22 protein-coding genes are annotated in these 21,349 nt (G+C 45.6%); 9 read left to right on the forward strand and 13 right to left on the reverse strand.

Features of this window, described 5'->3' with window-relative positions; genetic code table 11:
* Window positions 1-448 precede the first annotated feature (448 nt).
* The 4 genes from K0C01_RS11265 to K0C01_RS11280 form a co-directional block, all read right to left on the reverse strand.
* The gene (locus tag K0C01_RS11265) at window positions 449-670 is read right to left on the reverse strand and encodes a hypothetical protein (RefSeq protein ID WP_221169793.1); all 222 of its coding nucleotides are present in this window, start codon (window positions 668-670) and stop codon (window positions 449-451) included.
* A 269-nt stretch (window positions 671-939) separates the two neighbouring features.
* Complete coding sequence (locus tag K0C01_RS11270) at window positions 940-2,928, reverse strand: DEAD/DEAH box helicase (protein WP_221169794.1); 1,989 nt, start codon at window positions 2,926-2,928, stop codon at window positions 940-942.
* Window positions 2,929-3,038: 110 nt separating this feature from the next.
* The gene (locus tag K0C01_RS11275) at window positions 3,039-4,970 is read right to left on the reverse strand and encodes an ABC transporter ATP-binding protein (RefSeq protein ID WP_221169795.1); all 1,932 of its coding nucleotides are present in this window, start codon (window positions 4,968-4,970) and stop codon (window positions 3,039-3,041) included.
* A 366-nt stretch (window positions 4,971-5,336) separates the two neighbouring features.
* Window positions 5,337-6,107, reverse strand: coding sequence for a creatininase family protein (locus K0C01_RS11280; protein WP_221169796.1), 771 nt, complete (start codon window positions 6,105-6,107; stop codon window positions 5,337-5,339).
* A gap of 140 nt (window positions 6,108-6,247) precedes the next feature.
* Between K0C01_RS11280 and K0C01_RS11285 the strand changes: the two genes are divergently transcribed.
* Window positions 6,248-7,351: a pyridoxal phosphate-dependent aminotransferase gene (locus tag K0C01_RS11285; RefSeq protein WP_221169797.1), complete on the forward strand. Its 1,104-nt coding sequence runs from the start codon at window positions 6,248-6,250 to the stop codon at window positions 7,349-7,351.
* A gap of 40 nt (window positions 7,352-7,391) precedes the next feature.
* On the opposite strand, the gene K0C01_RS11290 is transcribed toward K0C01_RS11285, so the two are convergent.
* Genes K0C01_RS11290 through K0C01_RS11305 form a run of 4 tightly spaced genes read right to left on the reverse strand, consistent with a single transcriptional unit; the run spans window position 7,392 to window position 10,445 of the window.
* On the reverse strand, window positions 7,392-8,210 hold the full coding sequence (locus K0C01_RS11290; RefSeq protein WP_221169798.1) for a class I SAM-dependent methyltransferase: 819 nt from the start codon (window positions 8,208-8,210) through the stop codon (window positions 7,392-7,394).
* On the reverse strand, window positions 8,200-8,625 hold the full coding sequence (locus K0C01_RS11295; protein ID WP_221169799.1) for a 6-pyruvoyl trahydropterin synthase family protein: 426 nt from the start codon (window positions 8,623-8,625) through the stop codon (window positions 8,200-8,202). The genes K0C01_RS11290 and K0C01_RS11295 overlap by 11 nt, the downstream gene beginning before the upstream one ends.
* Window positions 8,622-9,620 (reverse strand): zinc-dependent alcohol dehydrogenase, encoded by a 999-nt coding sequence (locus K0C01_RS11300; RefSeq protein ID WP_221169800.1) that lies wholly within the window; start codon window positions 9,618-9,620, stop codon window positions 8,622-8,624. Before K0C01_RS11300 ends, K0C01_RS11295 begins: the two co-directional genes overlap by 4 nt.
* Before the next feature lie 3 nt (window positions 9,621-9,623).
* Window positions 9,624-10,445 carry a GTP cyclohydrolase IIa gene (locus K0C01_RS11305; RefSeq protein WP_221169801.1) on the reverse strand — a complete coding sequence of 274 codons (822 nt, stop codon included), beginning with the start codon at window positions 10,443-10,445 and terminating at the stop codon, window positions 9,624-9,626.
* 172 nt (window positions 10,446-10,617) lie between these two features.
* On the opposite strand from K0C01_RS11305, the gene K0C01_RS11310 reads away from it, so the two are divergent.
* The gene (locus tag K0C01_RS11310; protein WP_221169802.1) at window positions 10,618-11,373 is read left to right on the forward strand and encodes a CDP-alcohol phosphatidyltransferase family protein; all 756 of its coding nucleotides are present in this window, start codon (window positions 10,618-10,620) and stop codon (window positions 11,371-11,373) included.
* Window positions 11,370-12,479, forward strand: coding sequence for a glycosyltransferase family 4 protein (locus K0C01_RS11315; protein ID WP_221169803.1), 1,110 nt, complete (start codon window positions 11,370-11,372; stop codon window positions 12,477-12,479). Before K0C01_RS11310 ends, K0C01_RS11315 begins: the two co-directional genes overlap by 4 nt.
* Before the next feature lie 69 nt (window positions 12,480-12,548).
* Here K0C01_RS11315 and K0C01_RS11320 read toward each other — a convergent pair whose 3' ends face one another.
* Window positions 12,549-12,989 carry a hypothetical protein gene (locus K0C01_RS11320; protein ID WP_221169804.1) on the reverse strand — a complete coding sequence of 147 codons (441 nt, stop codon included), beginning with the start codon at window positions 12,987-12,989 and terminating at the stop codon, window positions 12,549-12,551.
* Window positions 12,990-13,001: 12 nt separating this feature from the next.
* Window positions 13,002-13,805 (reverse strand): FkbM family methyltransferase, encoded by an 804-nt coding sequence (locus K0C01_RS11325; RefSeq protein ID WP_221169805.1) that lies wholly within the window; start codon window positions 13,803-13,805, stop codon window positions 13,002-13,004.
* Window positions 13,806-14,086: 281 nt separating this feature from the next.
* On the opposite strand from K0C01_RS11325, the gene K0C01_RS11330 reads away from it, so the two are divergent.
* The 4 genes from K0C01_RS11330 to K0C01_RS11345 all read left to right on the forward strand — a co-directional run bounded on the left by K0C01_RS11330 (window position 14,087) and on the right by K0C01_RS11345 (window position 17,454).
* A complete protein-coding gene (locus K0C01_RS11330) occupies window positions 14,087-14,257 on the forward strand; it encodes a hypothetical protein (protein WP_221169806.1) in 171 nt (56 codons plus the stop codon).
* Window positions 14,258-14,475: 218 nt separating this feature from the next.
* Complete coding sequence (locus tag K0C01_RS11335; protein ID WP_221169807.1) at window positions 14,476-15,207, forward strand: SDR family NAD(P)-dependent oxidoreductase; 732 nt, start codon at window positions 14,476-14,478, stop codon at window positions 15,205-15,207.
* 217 nt (window positions 15,208-15,424) lie between these two features.
* Window positions 15,425-16,636, forward strand: coding sequence for an MFS transporter (locus tag K0C01_RS11340; protein WP_221169808.1), 1,212 nt, complete (start codon window positions 15,425-15,427; stop codon window positions 16,634-16,636).
* Window positions 16,637-16,788: 152 nt separating this feature from the next.
* On the forward strand, window positions 16,789-17,454 hold the full coding sequence (locus K0C01_RS11345; RefSeq protein ID WP_221169809.1) for a CAP domain-containing protein: 666 nt from the start codon (window positions 16,789-16,791) through the stop codon (window positions 17,452-17,454).
* A gap of 75 nt (window positions 17,455-17,529) precedes the next feature.
* Here K0C01_RS11345 and K0C01_RS11350 read toward each other — a convergent pair whose 3' ends face one another.
* Window positions 17,530-17,796, reverse strand: coding sequence for a hypothetical protein (locus K0C01_RS11350; protein WP_221169810.1), 267 nt, complete (start codon window positions 17,794-17,796; stop codon window positions 17,530-17,532).
* Window positions 17,797-17,897: 101 nt separating this feature from the next.
* Between K0C01_RS11350 and K0C01_RS11355 the strand changes: the two genes are divergently transcribed.
* Window positions 17,898-18,218 (forward strand): MTH1187 family thiamine-binding protein, encoded by a 321-nt coding sequence (locus K0C01_RS11355; protein ID WP_221169811.1) that lies wholly within the window; start codon window positions 17,898-17,900, stop codon window positions 18,216-18,218.
* Between the two features lie 93 nt (window positions 18,219-18,311).
* On the opposite strand, the gene K0C01_RS11360 is transcribed toward K0C01_RS11355, so the two are convergent.
* The gene (locus K0C01_RS11360; protein ID WP_221169812.1) at window positions 18,312-19,256 is read right to left on the reverse strand and encodes a phosphatase PAP2 family protein; all 945 of its coding nucleotides are present in this window, start codon (window positions 19,254-19,256) and stop codon (window positions 18,312-18,314) included.
* Window positions 19,257-19,358: 102 nt separating this feature from the next.
* On the opposite strand from K0C01_RS11360, the gene K0C01_RS11365 reads away from it, so the two are divergent.
* Window positions 19,359-19,592, forward strand: coding sequence for a hypothetical protein (locus tag K0C01_RS11365; protein ID WP_221169813.1), 234 nt, complete (start codon window positions 19,359-19,361; stop codon window positions 19,590-19,592).
* Between the two features lie 147 nt (window positions 19,593-19,739).
* Here the strand turns inward: K0C01_RS11365 and K0C01_RS11370 are convergent, their stop codons facing one another.
* Window positions 19,740-21,254 (reverse strand): DUF6498-containing protein, encoded by a 1,515-nt coding sequence (locus K0C01_RS11370; RefSeq protein WP_221169814.1) that lies wholly within the window; start codon window positions 21,252-21,254, stop codon window positions 19,740-19,742.
* Window positions 21,255-21,349: the final 95 nt, after the last annotated feature.

Below are 21,349 nucleotides of genomic sequence, written 5' to 3' on the forward strand. Positions count from 1 at the left end.
AGCCTGTCCCAGCGAAGCCCCGTGATTGGAGGTGCTGTCATGGAAGCAGGAACGCTTCGCTGTGAGGCAGGAAAATTCCTCTTCAACGAAGCGAAGAGTTGCTCAGGTGGAGGCGAGGACAAGTCCACTTGTTGCAGGGCCCAGACACACTTTACACGGTTCAAGGCGAACGCCCACCCGTTTACGGGTGTGGGTGAAGCCGACAACTGGGAACCATTCCACACTGGTAGCTCAGGCTGGATATTCAGCGAAATCCACGAATTACTTTGCCTTCCATCACAATTATCAGATACTGACGTAAAACAACGGTCCCTCCGAGTCACCGGGGCAGAACCACACAGAACCCCCTGCCGGATAGGAAACGGCTGCTTGGCTCAGCCAGCGCCGTCGGTCGCAAACCACAATATCCCAATGTGGGAATCCCACGACCTCAGTCGTGTGGAGGAAGTCAATCTGGGCGGGCAAGCCGGTTCTGGCTAATATATTGATCCAGTGGATCGAGAATAATTCGACTGCCGGATTGGTACTCGATACCATACGCAGATTCTTCGCCAATCCCTGTGAGATACACCCGCTGCCGAGGCGTGTTGTCATCCTTATCAAGTTTCCAATACGTAGCTGGACACTCAAGTTCAGAGCGTGATGTTATGATTTCAAGATCGGAGGGCATGGTGGAGGGACTCAATTAAATATGTGTATGTTCATATAAATAAATAATACGGAAATGTTGTCCTTTGATTTTCAGTAAGAAGTATAGCTTCCTTAGCAGTTCCCAACACGGGTTTATCACCTCATGATGCTAGTTCGATATATTAGCAGTCGACACTATACAACAGACTTTGCGGATGGAGTGATCTACATACTTATTCTCGAACGTTGAGAACATCCATACATAATATGCCATGATCACACTACAGTGTCAAATAGATATTACAAGCTTCAATTCTCAAAAAGGCCAGGGACCGGGTCATTGTACTGATTAACCACACGCTCTACCGTCTTTGTTAATGTAGGATAGTCATCATTAATTGTCATTGCCAACTGGTTTGTCGCTCTAAGTAGCCAAACAGTAGTTTCAAAGATGCGCTCAAGGTCTCCCGGACTGACGTGGTAGGCAGCTTCTAGCTCGGTTTTATCTTTCCCAGAACTCCAGTCGAGAAGGATTTGAGTTATACGAAGATCAGCAAGCCATGTCTCAAAAGATGGAACGGCTTGCTCGTCGGTTATGATAACATCGCGGTATTTTCGTGCAAATCGAAGTATCTCTGCTCGGTCTTGATCACTCAGATATACATTCGGCATTTCAGCAGTCGTTGAGATAAGTTCAAAAAACGTAACAAGGTGTGTTGAGGCTAGCTCTTTCATATCTTTGAGATCTGAAATAATGTCGGCCGCAGTCTGTGGGCTAAGGTACTGTTTTGCTGCTATTTCACCGACTTCTGTCGCCACATACTGCATATTAGTGTCGGACGGGTTGTTGATCATCTCCATTTCTTGTAATTTGTCAAGAACCGAAGGCAGTTGACTCATTAATGCTTCTGACCCAGACTGTGCTGCAAAAAAAGTCTGTGCAAATACTGATTGTAGCGTATCTTGGCTGGTTGCATCCCCAGTAGCAATCAGTGCTAGAACATGAGTCTTCAATGCTTCTGGCGTCGCTAAGTGAGATGTAATAGAATCCAACTCAGAGTCAAAATATCGCTTTTTAACCTGCTCAGCAGAAGAATCTGGAGAGAACAGAATTGCTTCTCCATACGGATCCATTCCAGGTCGCCCTGATCGCCCCATCATTTGGTGCACTTCAAATGTCGGAAGCCACTCCAAGTTAGCTCCTGTATACCGTTTTAGGTCAGCAATGATAACACGACGAGCTGGCAGGTTGACCCCAGCAGCCAAGGTTGGCGTCGCACAAATACAGTCAAGCTTTCGGCTACGAAATGCTGATTCAAGCAATTGACGCTGTTCCGTTGGCAATCCAGCATGATGAAAACCAATGCCTCCAGAGACCGCCTCAGATAAGCGAGTACCGATGCCTGTATCTCCTGTCTGTTTAAGCTCCGTGGCAAGTGCAGATGATGAAGTGTCTGTAATCTGTTGTGTGCTGAGCCATTTCGCCAAAGACTCTGCCCGAGATCGAGAACGAACAAATATCAGTGCCTGTCCACTATTGTTAATTGCGCCGTTGACCAACACAGCAGCGGTTGCGCTTCGGCACATTTCTGCATTTTTTGAATCCAACGGCCCCTGTTGCTCACTAGTTGAAATTGTCTGTGTTGAGCCTGACTCAAATTGGATCGTTTTTCCATCACATATGCCTCGACGCAATTCTATTGGTCGCCACGTTGAAACGACAGGCGTTGCGTTAAGCCAATCAGCGATCTCATTCGGATTACTAATCGTTGCGGATAGGCCAATAAACTGCGCATCAGGGAGTTGGCGGGAAAGCATCGCTACAGCCATCTCAAGCGTTGGACCACGGTCCTCTGAACCAATTAGATGTATCTCGTCGACCACGATTGTCTGAAGTTCGCGAATCCACGCTGCTCCAGTTCGAATAGCCGCGTCAACCTTTTCGCTTGTAGCAACAATGAGATCTGCTGTTTCTGGGTCACCAAGACGTTCGTCTACCGTTGTAGCTCCGATTGATAGAGCAACATCAGTGTTTGGCAACTCAGAAAAGCGCGTGTACTTTTCACGAGCAAGCGCTCTGAATGGACAAATATACAGACCAGGTCCGTCGGAACTCAGCAGCCCAAGTATGGAGACAAATGTTTTTCCGGACGCGGTTGGAATAGAGACGAGAATATTAGCATCCTCTAAAATTCCAGCCTCAACAGATGCTGCTTGTGGCGGATAGAGTTGCCTAATTCCGTCTGCTTCGAAATGGGACAGATATTGTTCCGAAAGTGAAAGCTCCCGGACATCCATGCATTTGTATTGTTTCGTATGAATGTAAAGGTATAGTCGGAAAACATCGACACTCTGCGGCCAGAAATCAGGTTTGGTTGATGAAACAGTATACTTAGGCTACCCCCTGCTTATATCTCTGATGAGGTCGCTTCTCTATGCACCGTTTGACTGACAAATTCTTCTGGCAGTGATTCGATTTTACCAACTTGTACTGCCCACAGGTTTGCATAAAGTCCATTTTCTGCTAACAGTTCCTCATGAGTTCCACTTTCGACTATTTGTCCTTCATCAAGGACAAATATCCGGTCCGCATTCCGGACCGTTGATAGCCGGTGTGCAACTACGAATGTTGTTCGGTTTGCTGTTACTTCCTCAAGGTTGTTTTTGATAATAATCTCAGTTTCATTGTCAACGTGGCTGGTCGCTTCATCAAGAATCAAAATTTCAGGATCTTGAATGAGTGCCCGCGCAAGCGCGATACGTTGTCGTTGGCCCCCAGAAAGCTTTACTCCGCGCTCCCCAACAATCGTATCAAGCCCATTCTGAAGTGATTCAATAAAGGATAGTGCTCCAGCCTGCTGTGCTGCCCTCCGAATCTTAGCATCAGAGACAGATGAAACGCCATATGTGATATTCTCGCGGACAGTTCCTTGGAAAAGGAAGGGGTCTTGGCTAACATAGCCGATGTGTGATCGGAGACTCTTCTTTGTGACCGTCGAAATGTCTTGTCCGTCAATGCGTATTTTTCCATCGTCAATTTGATAGAACCGGAGCAATAGCCGCATCAGTGTTGTCTTTCCTGCCCCTGTTGCTCCAACAAGGCCAACAGTTTCACCAGGTGAAACGGAGAAAGAAACGTGATTAATTGCCGGTTGATTATTAGCCTTGTACTGAAACACGACATCCTCATACTCGACATCACCTCGTACTGTCTCAAGTTCAGTCGCATCAGAGGAGTCAGCTACTTCGGAAGTATAGTGTGTCAGCCCAAAGACGCGTTCGCTGGCAGCCCGAGCATATTCGTAATCATTGATAATCTCTCCAAACTGGCGCATTGGCCAGAGAAACCGTCGACTGTACAGTAGAAATGTCACAAAAAACCCAAGCGACAGTTCGTTTGTGAAAACCCACGGAGGCCCTGAAAGCACCCACCATCCTCCAATCAAAAATGTGATAGCAAATCCGATTCCGGTAATAACACGGAGTGACGGAAAGAACTTGATCCGAGTTGTAATGGCATCCCAATTCGCGTTAAGATAGTCCTGAGAAACCTCATTTACGCGCTCAGATTCATATTCCTCCTGGTTATAAGCTTTGACAACATCAATTCCGCCGATATTATTTTCAAGCCGGGCATTTAGTTTCCCGACTGTCGAACGAACAGTTTGGTACTTTGGCTGAATAATTTGTACAAAGAGATGACTTGCAACTGCCAAAGCGGGGATAGATAATAGAGCGACAAGTGCAAACTGCCAGTTCACCCAAAGTGTGATTCCAGCAACACCGACGATGAGGATTGAGATTCGGATAAAGGAATTAAGATCACGAGTAAAGAATTCTTCTAGTTGATTGACATCGTTATTGAGAACTGACATAATCTCACCAGTCTGATGATCATCAAAGAAGGACATATCCAGTTCTTGGACGGCATCATATGTGTCGGTTCGTACCTCATGCTGGAGATGCTGTGCAAAATGGTTCCAAGCGTAGCTATTGATCCAGTTTAGTATCGCCGCGATGATGTACGTAGACGCGATGATTACCGCAGCAATCAGGAATTGTTCTGTTTCTGAAACCGCAATTGCAGATGCTGGTATTCCCGGTATCTCAGCGAGAAATGAACCATCTCCTCGGAATAATGTATCAATCGCAATGCCAAGAATGAGTGCTGGCAGTAATTCAATGAATCGAGCAACAATGCTAGCGAATCCTCCAACAGCGAAGTGTGCACGATAGCCTGGTACATACTGCCGAAATATTGCCCACATTGCATTACCGTCTGCTGTTGGCAATTCTGCAATCAGATTTTCGCCATCTTCGTCTGGCTCAACGGTCGACATCACGTATAAGTAGGATTACACGGGTAAAAGACCTCCCTTGAGTGCGATAAAGACCTGCACATATCTTCGTTTTCAATATAAACGGGATCAAGCTCTGGCGTTGCAATGTACTTGAATAGTTCCTCAATCACTGCTCATTTGATGGGATATTCGACAAACGTTCAAGATCTCAAAGACCGCACGACTGTATTCCGACCCGCTCGCTCCCGTTGGTTGCTCGTTAGCTACGGGAGTAGCCTGTGAACTTTCTCGGGGTCAAGCCCCGTGGCATTTGCCTCGATTTTCTGTAAAGATCAACTTCTGCAGACTACGTCCCAGTCCTCAAGGGGCTGCCGAAGGCGGCGAATAATATGTTAGCTCACAACATCAAACTGGGTCAGCTGGCATTAGTGAGCTAAATTCCTGCTCTATCAGCCATTCAGATAAGTTAACAAGTTGTTGTGTTGCTTCTTCGAACAGTTGCATACCCTTTTCTGCGGAAGCATCGGTTTGATCTCCAAATACGCCATTCTTAGAGTTATCGATCGCATCGTAGAATACTCGTGCACCAAACTTTCGTCCGGTTTGCTGATTAAAATTTGATAGCCCGTCGTTTTTTGCAGATGCTATCCGATTATCATGTACTAGCTCTTCGTGAAGATACTGTATGAGTGAGGTTTCCTTGGGCCCGCCATGTGGCCCTGGCTGTTCAAAGAACTCCTCGACAAGATCTGGAATACTATCATTCCACATCCACTCAATCGCATACATTATCCGGTCGTCTCGAAGTCGTTGTCCAACTTCTCGTAGATGTTCTCTGTTTCCACCATGTGCATTTACGTAAATTACTCGATCAATCCCATGGTATGCAAGGTTCCGCGTGAAGCTTTCAACGTAATCACGAAATACATTCGGTTCAACCCACATTGTTCCGGAAAACTGGCGATGGTGTGAAGAGACACCAATTGTTATTGTCGGGGTGCAGATAGCATCAACTTCTGAAACTGCTTCCCGCGCAAAAGCCTCTGCAATCAGATGATCCGTGCCAGCCGGAAGGTGAGGACCATGTTGTTCTGTTGAACCGAGCGGCACCAATGCAAGAGAGGTTGACTCAAGTTGTGACTTGATATCCGGCCAAGCTTCATCTGCGAGGTACATGTAATAACAACGTAGAGTGGTTATATCAACGTATTGGCTATACGTGCATGTATCAATATTAGGCAGAAAATGACTCAGAGACACACCTTCTGGGCCCTGAATATGAAAAAATAGGTGTGTGGACGTGTGACGATAGTCCAATGAAAGTTGATCAACCGCTGTTTTTTGACGTGATGTCGTATGCTAATCAGGCCGATCGTGACGTTATTAGAATGGTCAGTGGAAACCCGGATTGGGAGCCACCAGAGGCACTTCGTGAGGGGATTCGGCAATATGCGGATCAAGATGCAGATACGTTTCAATATGCACCGAGTGTAGGGCTCCCAAGACTGCGCGAGCAGATTGCCAAGTATCATAATGTTTCGGAGGACCGGGTGATTATAACAAATGGCGCGGGGCAGGCAAACTATCTTGCTATGTCAATAGCGCTTGATCATACACCTAGTGGTGAGGTGTTTGCACCGGACCCAGGGTATCCATATTACCAAAAGCGAACGCCGGTGCTGGGTGGAACACTGAAGAAGCTAACGCTGGATACTGATGGGGCCCCTGATATCAATCAGTTACAACAGACAGTTTCAGAAGAGACAGCCGCGATCATACTCAACTCTCCAAATAATCCTACAGGGAAAGTGTACACGGCAGAAACTGTCAAGAAAATAGTTGAGCTTGCTGAGCAGAATGACGTATTTGTAATCAGTGATGAAGTATACCATCAGTTTGATTACTCCGGGCAATTCACCAGCGTTCTCGAATTTGAGTCTTCCCACGGGATTATAACAAACTCCTTTTCAAAGTCATTAGCAATCACTGGATTTCGAGTTGGATATAGCATTTTACCGGAGCCTCTTGTTGAGGAAGCTAGAGCCAGAAATATGCTAATTAATGTTTCAGTTAATAGACCGGGCCAAGCAGCGGTTTCACATGCACTCAATGCAACTGACGAAGCGTATTTTGAATCAAATAAACATCAACTTAGAGAGCGGGTTGACACGTTTGTTTCAGTTCTTGAGGAGTATGGAGTTCAGTGTGTCCGGCCTGAGGGAGGGTTCTATGTACGCGTGTATCCAGAGAACCTCGGCGGAACTTTGGAGAACGCTAAACTCATGATTGACAGTGCCGGTGTCGCCGGTATGCCAAGTACAGCATTTGGCGATGATGTCGATGACTGGTTCCGGTTTGCATTAACAACAGACCGAATTTCAGATGCAGCCCACCGCCTTGGAGAATACTTTGTGGACTGAACTTGTGCATTATTCTGATTGGAACGCACAGCTGAAAGAGTCAGCTGGACTCATACAATATATCATATCGATGGGAAATATACGTTAAATCCCCAGCAGACAGTTGTTCACGACGTGTTTGAACCCAGTCGTCACGAGCGGACACATCATCCGATGAAACGCTTCTTTCGATATATTCAAGAATCTGATCAATGACCTGCTTTTCCTTGCCTGAATATGAATTATCTACAGGGTGGATAACCGCATCAGAGCCCCCAACAGAAAGAAGCCGTCCGGATCGTTGTGTTAGTTCATCGATGAGCAAGCGTCCGGTTTGACTATGTTGCCCCACATTATCATCCATTGATTTGTGATATGCACTGAGTATATCTATGTCGGCCGGATGACCAGGGCGAAAAATCGAAACACCATCAAATGTCAGTGGCAAGTATATTAGCCCTCCTTGCTTCGTGAGTTGTTCAAAGACGTTCATCGCTTCGGAGATGTCAACAAGATCCATGAATTGCTGTGCAATAACAGCGTCAAATGGGACATCTGCAATTTGCTTGATTGCATTAAAATCAAGTGCATCGGCGGCGTGAAACTCCATCTCAAACTGATTAGGTTGACCAGGCTCAGTGTTGTTCTTGTTTCCTTGCTCACGGGCATATTCAATAGCAGGCTCAAACTGATCAACACCAACGTATGATCCTTTGCTAACTTGCCAATTAGCCAATCTACGCGCCATTACGCCAGTGCCTGCTCCTGCCTCGAAAATATTTGGATTTTCGGGTAAATGAGCAAGAAATTCTTTGCGAGTGTGCTCGTGATATGATCGCCTGTCAACTGTTTGCTTTGCTTTAAGATACTCAACGTTCATCTGTAGTCAATTCTTTTTGATAACTTCCCCAGGCTGTCTCATCCTCCCAAATGCGAACTTCAATTACATCTGGGGTCTCAGCAGTGAGATCCTCATCTACCTTATCAGCAAATACACGTGCAAATCGTTCGACACTTGGATTTTTACCCTCGAATTCAGGAAGATTGTTGAGCAGTGCATCTCGATACCTCTGTTCCAAGCGATCAATGATGGCTTCGACTGCCGTAATATCTACCAAATATCCGTACTCATTCAGTGTTTGCCCGAAGAATCGTACAGCAACAGTGAATCGGTGACTATGTACTTCTCCTTCTGGAGGTTCGGGATTAGGAACGATTAACCGGTGCTGTGCAATAAATTTGCGAGTAACTGATAACTGATGTGGGTATGCAATATCGGTATCTGGTCTTGTCATGTGTATGTAAGCACCACTTGAAGTGTTGATTCAGGGGTTTGATTCAATCTTTTGTACGCCTTTTCAGATTCTTGGAACGAGACGTAATCTGTAATCATTTCACTTGCATTGATGTGGGTAAGCTGTCGCATAGCAACACTAAGACGTCGATCAGTCGTCCATCGACCCCGAAGTTCAGGGGAAAGTGTGCTTACTTGGCTTGAAATGATCGAAATTCTGTCTCGGTGGAAGTCACGACCCAGATCGACTGGATGCCTCTTCTCTCCGTACCAAGATCCGACAACGATCCGACTATCGTAGCCAGCAGCAACAAGTGCATCGTCTAATGCAGCCGGTTGGCCAGATACCTCGTAAATTACATCGGCACTATCTCGCTCATCGAAGTATGTTTCAGCGGCATCTGGATGAATCGCTTCGTCTGCACCAAGCTTTCTGGCGAGTTCCTGTCGTCGAGTAACCGGTTCAACGACGATCAAGGACTCAAGCGGGAACTGAGAGAGCAACTGAACGGTGCATAACCCAATGACACCGGCGCCAAATACGACAGCTCTCTCTCCAATTTTTGGCTCAGAATCCAGCAAAAAGTTTGTAGCTGTTTCCACAGAAGGTAGCATCGTTGCCGTTTCGAGGTCAACACTGCTAGGGATAGGAATTGCTGATGATACGTCTACGCAGAACTCAGTCTGATGTGGATGAAAGACAAACACCGGTTTTTGAACCCAACTTGAGTCAACATCTTCCCCCGTTTTGGTCACTTTTCCAACAGCAGCATAGCCGTACTTTGTCGGGTACGATAGATCACCATTAATCGTTGTTAGCGATGCATCTGCAGACAGGTTTCGGGGGGCTTCATCATTGTAGATCAAGAGTTCTGTACCTGGACTGATACCGGAGTATATCGTCTGTACAGCTACTTCACTTGATTGAGGACTTACTTCTGGTTCGTTTCGGATTGTCACTTCCTGCTCGCCTGTAAAGTAGAGTGCTTTAGTCATTAGCTAATCATTTGCAGATTCCATGTTCAGGTAGTGTTCATACTGACCATCTGACTCATACTCGCATAGACGAGTTCCATTTTCTCGGCATCGTTCAAGAGCATGTTTTGCTCGATCACCTGCCTCATGTGCTGTTTGACCTTCTCCAACCCCAACTTGGTAAGTGATCGAGGTCTGTTGGTGGACCTCCTCTAGTATCGACTTAAACGCGTGGGTATCCAACGACGGACAGATGGCAATAACATTGTCTCCTCCAACAAAATATGCAGCACTATCATATTCTTCATATAGAACTCGTTTGAGTACACTAACCGATTCCCAGACAGCTGACTGCGTCGCAATCTCGCTTTGCTGATCGGTATATTTTGATGTGACATCCACAATGTCAAAGTGAGCTATTGTAGCTTTAGGCTGCAATGTGTCTGGTCCTTTCTGAACGTGCTGTACAGTCTCATTTCGACTGAGATCCTGTGCACTTCCTGTTGACTGAATACCTTCGCTCGCTGCGTCGATTGCGCCTGCCGGTGTTACATCTTCACCAATTCCGATACTCGCAGTCACCGGATATCGATTTCGAATTCGTTCCTGAAACCGCTTATACTCATCAACTGAAACATGATTCCCAATCCCAATCATGTTATCAAATCGGTTGAAAAAAGCGTATCCATCGTGATACCCCATGAAATCAGCAAAATCCGCGTATAACCGAGCTTGCAGTGCTTGGATATCTGTCTCTCTTCGAGGTTCTGGTGTGACCGTCCACGGGCCATATGCATCTAATTGAACAACAGATGCCCGGACCGTATTTCCTTCATTATATGACACATTATCAGATAGGTCCAAGTAAACTTAAATTACTCTGTCAAATTAGATTCTGTTCTTATCTAAAAGACAGCACAGTAAAATCAAACGACCGGTGTTGTTTAGTAGACTGAATGCTAACATAACTCAAAGTTGTCTCGTGTATATGATCGTCACAGCATATCAATTATGATGTATGAGAAATTACTCAATTAGCGAATACGGGATTCAGAAACGACTCATTTTGCCTTGGATAGTTGTTCTTGTAGGATTGCTAGTGTTTGTTGGTATTACTAGCAAGCATACTCTATCCTCCGGTATTCAAGGAGTGTTAGCCGCAGGTATTTGGACTGGGATCTGGTGGGGTATTGTAATGTTTGTTTCTATCCGTGTGCCAGAGAGGGTAAAAACAACTCGTATAACGATAGCTTCATGGATTACTATTATCCGTGGAGGAATAACGGGGGTTTTTATCGGGATTCTCGCGGCTGGTAACCCGAGTTCAAGCACCGGATTAATTGTGGCAACGCTGTTCGCTGTCATTGGCTTGTTAGATTTAGTTGATGGATATGTTGCCCGAACGACAGATGCTGTCACCGATATTGGTGCTAGGCTTGATACGGAGGCAGATGCGCTACTTGTACTCACTGGATCAATATTTGTCGTTTGGACTGGAATTGCTCCAGCACTTCTTCTTGCTGTAGGAGTCGCACGATACCTGTACGTAGCTGGGTTGTGGATTCGTAATTATTTTGGATGGAAAATTTATGATGAGACGAATCGACAACTTAACCGAATTTGTTTTGCGATGGTGCTAATAGCAATCTGGATAGGACTGCTCTTAGGATCTGAAAGCCAAGTAGTAAGTAGTATGTTTTTAATCGTCTCTGGAGTATTCTTAGTTAACTTTGTCCGGAGTTGGATTGTAACGATGGCACACTTTCGAGAATGAACCGTACTAATTCAAGAGCTGAATATTACTATCTGCCAGAAGTGCAGAGTAAGAAGCTTCGAATTGGGTTTGTTACCTATGAAAGTTCTGACATTACCTCTGGTGGTTACAGATACAATCGAAAGCTTCTCGATTTTCTACAGTCTCGTGGACATACAGTTGAACAGTACTCACTTCCGAACAAACGGTCTTTGACTGTTCCGCGCAAGCGCTTGCCGGCTTCTCTTGGAGAACTTAACCAGTCATTTGATGTGCTCATTGAAGATGGGATTTGTGCCCCCTTGTTTTGGTATTGGAATAGATACCTGACAGAGCCAGACACAATCGTTGGGTTAATTCATTATTTGCGACAGTGTGATCCAACGACAACATTTTCTCGGTACTCACGATATCAGGAGAATACGTTTTTACGAACCCTTGATACGTTTATCGCAACGAGCAATCATACACGCAAACAAGTGATGCATAGCTGCTCAACAGTCGACCCAGGAATTGTTGTATATCCGGGAGGCAGAAACGAAGCACATCAGAAAATACAGCTTGATCGACAGGACAATAAAACGCCATTACGAGTTCTATTTATCGGCAACATTACTCCACGAAAAAATGTTAACACACTGTTGGAAGCAGTACAAACAATTCCAGACAAGTCATTTGAAATTCTAATCGTTGGAGATCACACCGTAGAACCAGCGTACACAAGAAAAGTTCAAGAACAGATTCAACAGATGGATACAAGTGCCTCGGTAAAACTGCTTGGAAACGTATCTGCGGAACGACTTCATTCCTTACTTTGCAAGAGCCACGTTTGTTGTGTGCCTTCTCTGTATGAGCCGTTTGGAATGGTCTACCTAGAAGCAATGGAATACGGGGTAGTTCCGGTAGCAAGTAACAATGGCGGTGCAAATGAACTCATTAATCATGGAAAAAATGGATTTCTCGTTCAGCCAGACAGCACAGCAAACATCGCTGATACTCTCCGACAACTCAGCGAGGACCGGAGTGTGTTAATCAGATGTAGTAGCGGAGCACGAAGGACAGCAAATGCATTTCCCGACTGGTCAGAAAGCCTTGGACAGGCGCACAAATTTTTGAACTACATTTGAGAGTGAACTACCCCTACCTACTCGCCCGCTTTGGTCGCTCCATGAGGACGGGGACGTAGCTTGGAGAAGTTAAGATCTTGTAACGAATGTCAAGATAGCTGTTACCCAGATTCCAATTTCCGTGTAAAATGCCGGCGTGCCGATGTAGTGCTTACTGAATCGAATCGGCGGTAAAAACACTTCCGGGACGTGCTGAATAGATGGCCAGAACAGGAATTGCACATCGCTAGCCCGGCCGTTAATTATCATTTGTATTCCATCAAGCAGAAGGTGTGACATCCAACCAAGAAGGATGCCTCTTCCTCGTTGCGACTCGCGCAGGAATGGAATAGCAGCCATCACAGTGTAAATAGAGTGACCAAATGTATGATAGAGAGTCGTCACCCCTTGAGCGGCAAGCGATTTATCCAGTATATCAGGAAGAGCTGCTCCGGTAATAACAGCAAGTGCATCTGTAGATGTGTGCTTACTGATGGTATACGCTGCTGCTAGATGTGTTGGGAATAGCATATTTGCTTGGAACTACTGAGATTCAGGAACGCACATAAGCACATCGTCTTGACTGTGTGCGTTATAGCTGTGTTTCTTACACCACTGGAATATCTCAGATTTTCGACTTTCATCAGGAAGATCGTGGGGCTCAATATATAGTGCCGGTCTATGTGTATTGATCGTATCCACTGCACCGTCAAGAATACTCAGCTCAGTCCCTTCGGCATCTATCTTGATATGGTCCGGAGGTGGAATGTCCGTGAGCGAATCAATCGTCTTGATTGGAACGTCCTGAGTGTTTGTAACGTTGGCTCCCCAACGAGTTGCGTCCTTTTTGCTGAACGAAGACTGCTTTGGATGTGATGACTGATAAAACGTCTGGTAACCACTTTGATTTCCAAGTCCGCACAGGTGCAATTCGACAGTACCCTTTGGACAGGTCTCATTACGATTCACAACATGGCGGCGCATATTCTGCATACTAGGGTCGAATGCGACCACATGCCGGTCAGGGAACTCAGCAGTAAGAGCTAACGCATATTCGCCTGCATATGCACCAATATCGTAAATGACATCATCTGTACCAGCCTGACTTGCCAGCAATTGTAGTAGTATATCATTTCTATGAGCACCCGCTATTTCATACGATTTGATGTTTCCTGCCGGAGTTTTAATTGTCCTTGGGAAGATACGTCTTGCGTAGTTCATTGATAGAATCTGCTGGTACGCCTGATATCCAAGTTCTACAACAGAACCTTGATATTGGCTTACGAATGGGAGAGACTTTTGATCTGCCAGAAGTTGATCGAACATCTGACGAACCGATCCGGACATACACCACGTAAGGAGCTATAGAATCAAATGTCTTCTTTTGATATAACACAAAATTCCTCAGACTAAGATTGAAATGATTCTCACATAGTTGGATAAATGTGCTGGACACAACTATTCACATCACAGTCATATGGTCAATAATTCTCTATATTTTGTGAATAATTTTAGATTTGGGCATCTTGAACAACCAAGTGAAACTCAAATATAGTATTATAACAGTATTATGACGAAGAATTTCTCACATCCGTGTGTTTATTACGCTCCAATTCTTGTATGTTATCATGCCTCAATGTCCGGAGTGCGGTCGAACAGTCACCCGACTTAATGAGAATCCGGATATCGTTCTCTCCAGTGCGACAGGAGTATGCGCAGATTGTGAAATGGTGCTGGCCATGAGTGAGTACGGAACACTTCAGTCTAATCCTGAAGAACCAAACAAAGAGACATTTTAGCCGGGGGTTGGCCACTTGTCAACTGCCTCTGGGTCAAGCCCCGTGGCATCCGCCTTGAAATTTCTTTAGAATTCGTGTTTTATTGTCTGATTTACAAAAGTCAGCTCTTATGGATCTGCCCTGTTACCAATGTCTTAGGTAGTCAGTATCAGTATTTTAGCGCACATACCAAGGATTTTCTCGGAATTGTTATCTACCGGTAACAAAATTGGGAATGTATGGGCATTCTAGTCACCGGTGGAAGCCGTGGGATTGGTCGAGCAATTGCGATTGAACTTGCAGACGATCACGATGTCGCAGTTGGATACAGAGTTTCAGAATCAGATGCCGAAGATGTGGTCACAGAGATTGAGGCAGACGGTGGAACAGCAATTGCCGTACAAGCCGACGTTGCTGACTCAACAGAAGTACAGGATATGGTTGAAACAACTGTTGAGGCGTTTGGAGAGCTCGACGCTGTTATAAACAACGCTGGTATAACGGATCCAGCCCGACTGCAGAATCTTGATGACGAACAATGGGATCGAGTCATCGGAACAAATCTTACAGGCGCGTTCTATGTTACACGATCAGCAATTCCGCACATTGTGCCAGATGGAGATATTGTGTTCATTTCGTCCATCGGTGGAACTGGCGGAACTGTTGATGCAAGCTATGCTGCAAGCAAGGCTGGGTTACACGGACTAACGCGGGCTCTTGCTCGGGAGTTCGGTGGAGAAGGATTGCAAGTAAATGCCGTTGCCCCGGGGCCTGCTGAAACAAGTATGAACGATCAAATACTGACTCATTTAGAAGAGATTGACTTCAGAGGGCACGAAAACGTGGACACGCACCTACCTCAGTATTCTTGCAAACCAGAAGATGTTGCGCATACTGTGAGATATTTGCTAGAGAACGAGTATATTCAAGGAGAAATTATTAATGTAAACGGCGGCATGCAATTTCGATAATTGCCTTCTGTAAACAGATGGATCAGGCGATTCAAAAGCCATCCTCCCGAGAAATAAATAACGACGGTGTATCTCGTTAAGGATAGCGGTCTATTTGTATGAGTCAATCATGTAAACTTCCGTATATTTGCTTAGTGTGTCACTGAATCGTAGGCTCGTCCATCTATCTCAAAGAAACTAACAATCTGTACAACATACTCGTGGATACTTGAGCGAAATGAGTGATGAGTATGGAGATCAACGACTCTGGCGTCGAATTCCATGGCGATCCCGGGCGCTATATGTCATCATTGCAAGCTCCTTGATGGGTGTGATGGGCGTTTCTCTCATTAGCCCGGTATTACCAATAATTCGACCTGCATTTGGTGTTACAGACTCAGAGGTCGGCTGGCTACTTACGGCGTACACACTACCAGGGATATTTATTACCCCATTTGTTGGCCTTGTGGCTGATCGATTAGGCCGAAAGACCGTTTTACTGCCACTGCTTTTTATTTTTGGTATTGCTGGTTCAGCAATTGCGTTCGTCAATAGCTTCACTGCTGTCCTTGGACTACGGTTTATACAAGGGATTGGCGCAAGTGGGCTAGTTACGCTTGCGGTTACACTCATCGGAGACCTGTACACAGGTAGTCAACGAGATGCACTCATGGGCATTAATGGGAGTCTGATCGGGACAGGGGCAGCGTTTTATCCACTCTTAGGGGGCGGACTGGCAGCAATCCGGTGGAATATGCCGTTCCTGTTTTTCAGTGTGGGCATCCTCGTTGGGATTTTTGCACTGATTGTGCTTGAAGAAGGAGACACGTCAGCCAGCATGACCGTTCGAGAATATTTAAACCGCATTAGATTAGCAGCGATTCAGCCACAATCGGTCGCAATTTTCTCAGCAATCCTTATCGTATTTTTTGTATTCTACGGAACAATCTTGACTGGCCTGCCGTTGTTGTTAAACGATGAATTCGGACTTGGTACAGAGCAGATTGGTCCGGTATTAGCGGTCGTAGCTATCGCAAGTGCGGTTGTTTCCTCACAATATGGCCGCTTTGCTGCATGGCGCTCAGCGCCAGAACTAGTCGCTATTGGATTTATCTCATACGGTGCAAGTTTATTGTTTATTTGGATTGCTCCATCGGTAATTTGGATTGGTGTTGCGTTGCTTTTGTTTGGTGTCGGATTTGGATTGGTAATGCCGTCAATTGATACGACAATTATAACACTTGTTTCGGATGATTTGCGAGCTGGTATGATGGGGATGCGGACTAGCATGCTGCGACTTGGTCAGACGCTAGGGCCGGTCGGTATTACAGCAATTGCTGAAACGTTTTTTGCAACGACGGTTGAAGGCTATTTTGCGGCGTTTCTAATCTCTGGGATAATTATCCTTACCGCTGGAGTTGGGAGCTACGTGTTATTGCGCAATAGATGAAAGAGATAAGCCGGAGTACGATTTCTCTGTTTAACCTGACGAGTAACAAGATGAATCGGGATCAACCTCGTCAGCGAAGATACATGATTGTGGCTGTGAGAAATCAACACTGTTTCGCTCTTTCAGCCAAAATTGTCCGTACGCACGTCTTGATGAGTGACGAACCGTTTAATCGAAATCGGCAATTTATCGCTATTGTTGTGGTAGTTTTAGTAGTAGCTACAGTTGCTGTTGGGGGTACGCTCGCCGCTTTCTATTTTGGATTAACTACCGCTGACTCAGTCCCATTTGTCGATGAAGGCGATTTATTTGGAGAGGAATACAATGAGGCCGCTATTGAACAGTATGTTCATGATGAAGTAAATGAGGTTAGAGCAGAGCATAATGCATCAGCACTTGAGTACAACACGACCGTTGCAGATGCTGCTAGACAGCACAGTGTTGATATGGCTAATCGAGGATATTTCAATCACACTGACCCAGATGGAAACAATGTCGGCGATCGGATGAACGAATCTGGCGTAAGCTGGCGTATTGCTGGCGAAAATCTTGCACAGAACTGGTGGTGGATTCGATATCAGACGGACTCAGGAACCCAGCAACATACAGCCAACAAAGAGCTAGCAGAGATGATCGTTCAGCAGTGGATGGAGTCAGATGACCATCGTGAAAATATGCTCCGAGATGACTGGACAACGCAGGGAATTGGTGTATATAAATCAGATGATAATGCGGTTTATGTGACCCAGAAGCTGTATATCCCAAACAGGGGCCAAGAAAGCACACACCGGATAGCATGGTCAAATTCGACCTATTAACAGAAAACACGTTAATCACGTTGGAAACTACAGAAGTTAAAAAAGAGGCAATACTCTGTTTGTGTCGAGTACAATCTATTCCTGACTGTCTTCGTCTTTGCTCTCAGCCACTTTTTCCATTGTTAGGCCCGCAATACCAGCTGCAGCAAGACCAATCCCTAGTGCTCGGAGTTGCCGGACGTATCCAGATTTTGCTTCGAGATCATCCGCGTTCTCAAAGTTTTTCCGGAGCATATTTTTTGTCATCTTGACACTTGTTTTGCGGGGGGCAATAGCAGTGACAATCCCATGCGTAATTGCCCACAATGCTCCAACCTTTCGTAATGATGATTGATCCATCATATATCTAACTATGCTGTCTACCTATATAAACGCATTCGTCAACTAGCGAAATCATTGCTTACCGGCGATAGTTTCAATTAATTACCTTCCTATCTGAAGATATGGTGGTATTTGCATACCTTTCAGTTGCTCCAGTTCGTGAAGGAAGCATGGCTGATGACGTTGCTGATGCAATTGCAGAACTCGATGCATTTGATGTAGAATACGAGACGAATCCGATGGGCACAGTTATCGAAGCTGAGGACATCGACACTCTCTTGGCTGCTGTTGGGGCGGCACATAAAGCAGTTGACGCGGACCGAGTCAGTACTGTAGTGAAAATCGACGACAAACGATCACATGATCACGATGCAGAAGAAAAGGTAACTGCTGTGGAAGACGTGCTTGGACGACAGGCGAAGTCAGAACACAACAAGGTATAGACTACCTGATGCTATTTATTTAGCAATTGACTGCGAGTTAGGTTATGATTAACTCTGTGTGTGGTTCGATATTATGAGAGATTAGTATACGAGTCACGTTTGATCCGTAATCATCTCTTGAAAATATTTTTTACCGGGAGATAGCAGGTATGGGGCTATGATAAGTACTGCAGCTGCTGATCCAGCCCATATGAGCGTAGTTAGTGGGTGCCCGATCGCCTCACGGAGAGAATATGATAGACCGACGAACAGGATAGCACCTGCAAACGTAAATCGAGGCGAAGATACAGCAATTCGCTGCGGGGAACGATCACGAACATAATGCCAAGCAAGTGAAGCACCAACGGCACTCCCAACCGCAATTACTCGGTTCGAACCTTGAATTCCACTCCACGCCGGGATTCCAAACCCATTACTACGAACCCAGACACTGAAAAATGTCACAGCGACGGCGAACAGAAACGCTGCCATAACGCCACGTTTCTCTCGTAATCCAACGATTGTTCCAAAAACAACAAGCCCAAGCAAGATTCCACCAATCACATCAACCGGGTAGTGAACGCCTAATGCGACGCGAGAGTATCCAACAATCCCAACAAACAATGAGCTAACGAGCAGGCGTTTTTGTTTATTCCAGACGTTGATGTCAAGGACAAATAGTGCCGCAACAATCGTTGCTACCATAACATTCCCACTCGGGAAACTGGTCGTTGTTATTCCAGCCCCATGGCTGTAGAACCAAGATAGTGGCCCCGGAAACCACGATGGATCTACATGTGTTGTTACTGGCGGGCGTTCTGCCGAATTGAGCGACTTGATACCAGCCATTAGGCCATAATAACTACAAATAGCTGCAACCCACGATACGGTCTTTTGCGGGGCCCAGAAATACACAAGTGCAACGGCTGGTACAACGAAGACAACGCTTCCCAGGTGGGTAAGATAAGTTAGAACCACAGCAATAACCTCGGGGGTGCCATAGACCATTGACTCAACAGTAGAGTCACTAACAATCGGGTGCCACTCGTCCGCCAACATTTGCATATACTACTATGATAAGAGGTTTGAGTATTCCGGTATGTCAAGTATAACTTTGAATACCCGACACCTTGGTATTTGTTGATATCAAAGACATCCTACATGCTATTCGTTATTACTACCCTCGTGGCAATTATTGTTGGACTCGCTGCCATCGGTATGTTATATCTGTTATGGTCTGGACAAGACCGCCTCTCAGGGGCTGACACAGAAGGAGAAAATCTCTCGAAATCAGCGATATGTTCAATCTGTGAAGATAATGGGGCAATGACTCGGATCAATGGTGAACCGGTCTGCTCAGAATGTAAAGAAGAATACTACATAATGGAAGATTAGTTGCCACTCCAAAAATAGCTTTGAGTTAGCGGTACGGTGAGGCGCTGAGTCCTGTCCTCAGGATCAACCAGCGAAAGCGAGCAGAGCAAAATCATTCGTAGCGTATCGAGGCGAATGATACAGGACTTGACCCTGAGGCTGTTCAGATCAGCCATCTCGATCATGCAGCCACACTTTGATTCCGACCATAGCAAAAATAAATACAAATAGAGCGGGAACTACGCCGCCGATCATATCTCCAGGTTCAATGTTGACCGTCTCTGGATATAGGATGGAGGCTACAAGGAGGATAGCCGGGCCACAGAAAAAGACCATCACTAATCCACCAGCAATAGCCATAGGAACGCGAGCAGAGCGAAGTTTAGTTGACGTGATGGGCAAAGAAAGTTCGCTAATGGTCTGATTAACCTTTGTCGTTGGACCAATGTGACGTTCTAGCTTATCTTCGTTCCATCCGTGTTTCATCCAGATTGTTTTTGTTCCAAGAATGCGATCAGAGAGACGATGTTGAATAATTCCAGTGTTCCTGTAGCCTGGTTTTGGCATTGACCACTGGTATTCTTCAAGTAGCTGATCATATCCAATGATTTTTCCGTCATACCGGTAGTATTCCATGTGGCCATATTGTAAATAATACTCAAGAGTGTCAATGCCAAGAATCAGCACAATACCAAGTAGCGCAACACTTGGAGCAATGATCCAACCCCAGTCACCAGTTGCTTCTGCAAAGAGGCCGCCGATGTAAAGAGATAGCACAAGTACCCAGGGCGCAATAAACACAAATTTCCATAACCCATAGAATAAACTCGACTTGGCTACGGTTCTCGGATTGATCTGTACGCATCCATCTGGGTCTATATCAGGAACTGAAATCTCAGGCAGAGTTCGGCCTTCACGCGTTGGTCCTGCGAGCCAGTTTGTTACTCGACTCGTTGTAACGCCGCGGTCGCTAGCAAATGCTGACCAGTCGATCAAGATTTTCCCTACAACGAGCGGAAGAAGTCCAACAGTTGCCTGATCAAGTTCTATTAAGTTACCAGCAAATGTATTGACTAATTCTCCAAGCACCTCGCTGATTGGAAGCCCAATAAAAAGTAAGAATACAAGAAAGAAACCTTGGCGAAACGGCGTGTTCACCACGGCTCGTGGAGTAACCTGCTTATATCGCTCTTGCTGAATATAGTTTCTGTACACTTCCATTAGCTGACCGGCAAACAGGGTAATCGCACTGAGTACAACAATCGGCTCAATGCGAATCTCTGCTAAAATATCAGCAAATAGAGAAACAATGAAGATGAATCCATATACGGTTCCGCCGAACACCAGCTGCTTTGCAAATCCAATATTTCGAGGATAAACAGGTGGAAGCCACGGGACAACTTCTATACTTCCACGCTTCGCTTTAATCTGATCGCCTACCAACATCCCTTTGTCATCTTGACCTTCTCCAGGCGCATTGTCAGCCGACTCGTCCTCTAACTTTGGTGGACGTGCAGCGAATAGTGCCTTTCCAGCAGCAAGAAATATCATCAAGCCAAGCTCAAGTACATATAATCCAACAACCATTGCTGCATCCCAGCTAAAGGCAAGAACACCAAACAGCGGCAAAAGATTTGCCAGAAGAATCGGCGTAAATCCACTTTTTATTCCTTTATTCGACATAAGCGACATAACTATCGTTGGCGTCTGTATGACCATCGGGTCATTATAACCATCTATATTTGATTCCGTCGGTAAGAACAATCAATTTTGTAGCC

This window comes from Salinarchaeum sp. IM2453 (genome assembly GCF_019693215.1).
Taxonomy (GTDB): domain Archaea; phylum Halobacteriota; class Halobacteria; order Halobacteriales; family Salinarchaeaceae; genus IM2453.

What these genes read in the sequence shown, in the direction of transcription:
- K0C01_RS11265 (WP_221169793.1), bottom strand. Translation starts at nt 670, where the DNA reads ATGCCCTCCGATCTTGAAATCATAACATCACGCTCTGAACTTGAGTGT.
- K0C01_RS11270 (WP_221169794.1), bottom strand. Translation starts at nt 2,928, where the DNA reads ATGGATGTCCGGGAGCTTTCACTTTCGGAACAATATCTGTCCCATTTC.
- K0C01_RS11275 (WP_221169795.1), bottom strand. Translation starts at nt 4,970, where the DNA reads ATGTCGACCGTTGAGCCAGACGAAGATGGCGAAAATCTGATTGCAGAA.
- K0C01_RS11280 (WP_221169796.1), bottom strand. Translation starts at nt 6,107, where the DNA reads ATGTACCTCGCAGATGAAGCTTGGCCGGATATCAAGTCACAACTTGAG.
- K0C01_RS11285 (WP_221169797.1), top strand. Translation starts at nt 6,248, where the DNA reads ATGAAAGTTGATCAACCGCTGTTTTTTGACGTGATGTCGTATGCTAAT.
- K0C01_RS11290 (WP_221169798.1), bottom strand. Translation starts at nt 8,210, where the DNA reads ATGAACGTTGAGTATCTTAAAGCAAAGCAAACAGTTGACAGGCGATCA.
- K0C01_RS11295 (WP_221169799.1), bottom strand. Translation starts at nt 8,625, where the DNA reads ATGACAAGACCAGATACCGATATTGCATACCCACATCAGTTATCAGTT.
- K0C01_RS11300 (WP_221169800.1), bottom strand. Translation starts at nt 9,620, where the DNA reads ATGACTAAAGCACTCTACTTTACAGGCGAGCAGGAAGTGACAATCCGA.
- K0C01_RS11310 (WP_221169802.1), top strand. Translation starts at nt 10,618, where the DNA reads ATGAGAAATTACTCAATTAGCGAATACGGGATTCAGAAACGACTCATT.
- K0C01_RS11315 (WP_221169803.1), top strand. Translation starts at nt 11,370, where the DNA reads ATGAACCGTACTAATTCAAGAGCTGAATATTACTATCTGCCAGAAGTG.
- K0C01_RS11320 (WP_221169804.1), bottom strand. Translation starts at nt 12,989, where the DNA reads ATGCTATTCCCAACACATCTAGCAGCAGCGTATACCATCAGTAAGCAC.
- K0C01_RS11325 (WP_221169805.1), bottom strand. Translation starts at nt 13,805, where the DNA reads ATGTCCGGATCGGTTCGTCAGATGTTCGATCAACTTCTGGCAGATCAA.
- K0C01_RS11330 (WP_221169806.1), top strand. Translation starts at nt 14,087, where the DNA reads ATGCCTCAATGTCCGGAGTGCGGTCGAACAGTCACCCGACTTAATGAG.
- K0C01_RS11335 (WP_221169807.1), top strand. Translation starts at nt 14,476, where the DNA reads ATGGGCATTCTAGTCACCGGTGGAAGCCGTGGGATTGGTCGAGCAATT.
- K0C01_RS11340 (WP_221169808.1), top strand. Translation starts at nt 15,425, where the DNA reads ATGAGTGATGAGTATGGAGATCAACGACTCTGGCGTCGAATTCCATGG.
- K0C01_RS11345 (WP_221169809.1), top strand. Translation starts at nt 16,789, where the DNA reads ATGAGTGACGAACCGTTTAATCGAAATCGGCAATTTATCGCTATTGTT.
- K0C01_RS11350 (WP_221169810.1), bottom strand. Translation starts at nt 17,796, where the DNA reads ATGATGGATCAATCATCATTACGAAAGGTTGGAGCATTGTGGGCAATT.
- K0C01_RS11355 (WP_221169811.1), top strand. Translation starts at nt 17,898, where the DNA reads ATGGTGGTATTTGCATACCTTTCAGTTGCTCCAGTTCGTGAAGGAAGC.
- K0C01_RS11360 (WP_221169812.1), bottom strand. Translation starts at nt 19,256, where the DNA reads ATGTTGGCGGACGAGTGGCACCCGATTGTTAGTGACTCTACTGTTGAG.
- K0C01_RS11365 (WP_221169813.1), top strand. Translation starts at nt 19,359, where the DNA reads ATGCTATTCGTTATTACTACCCTCGTGGCAATTATTGTTGGACTCGCT.
- K0C01_RS11370 (WP_221169814.1), bottom strand. Translation starts at nt 21,254, where the DNA reads ATGTCGAATAAAGGAATAAAAAGTGGATTTACGCCGATTCTTCTGGCA.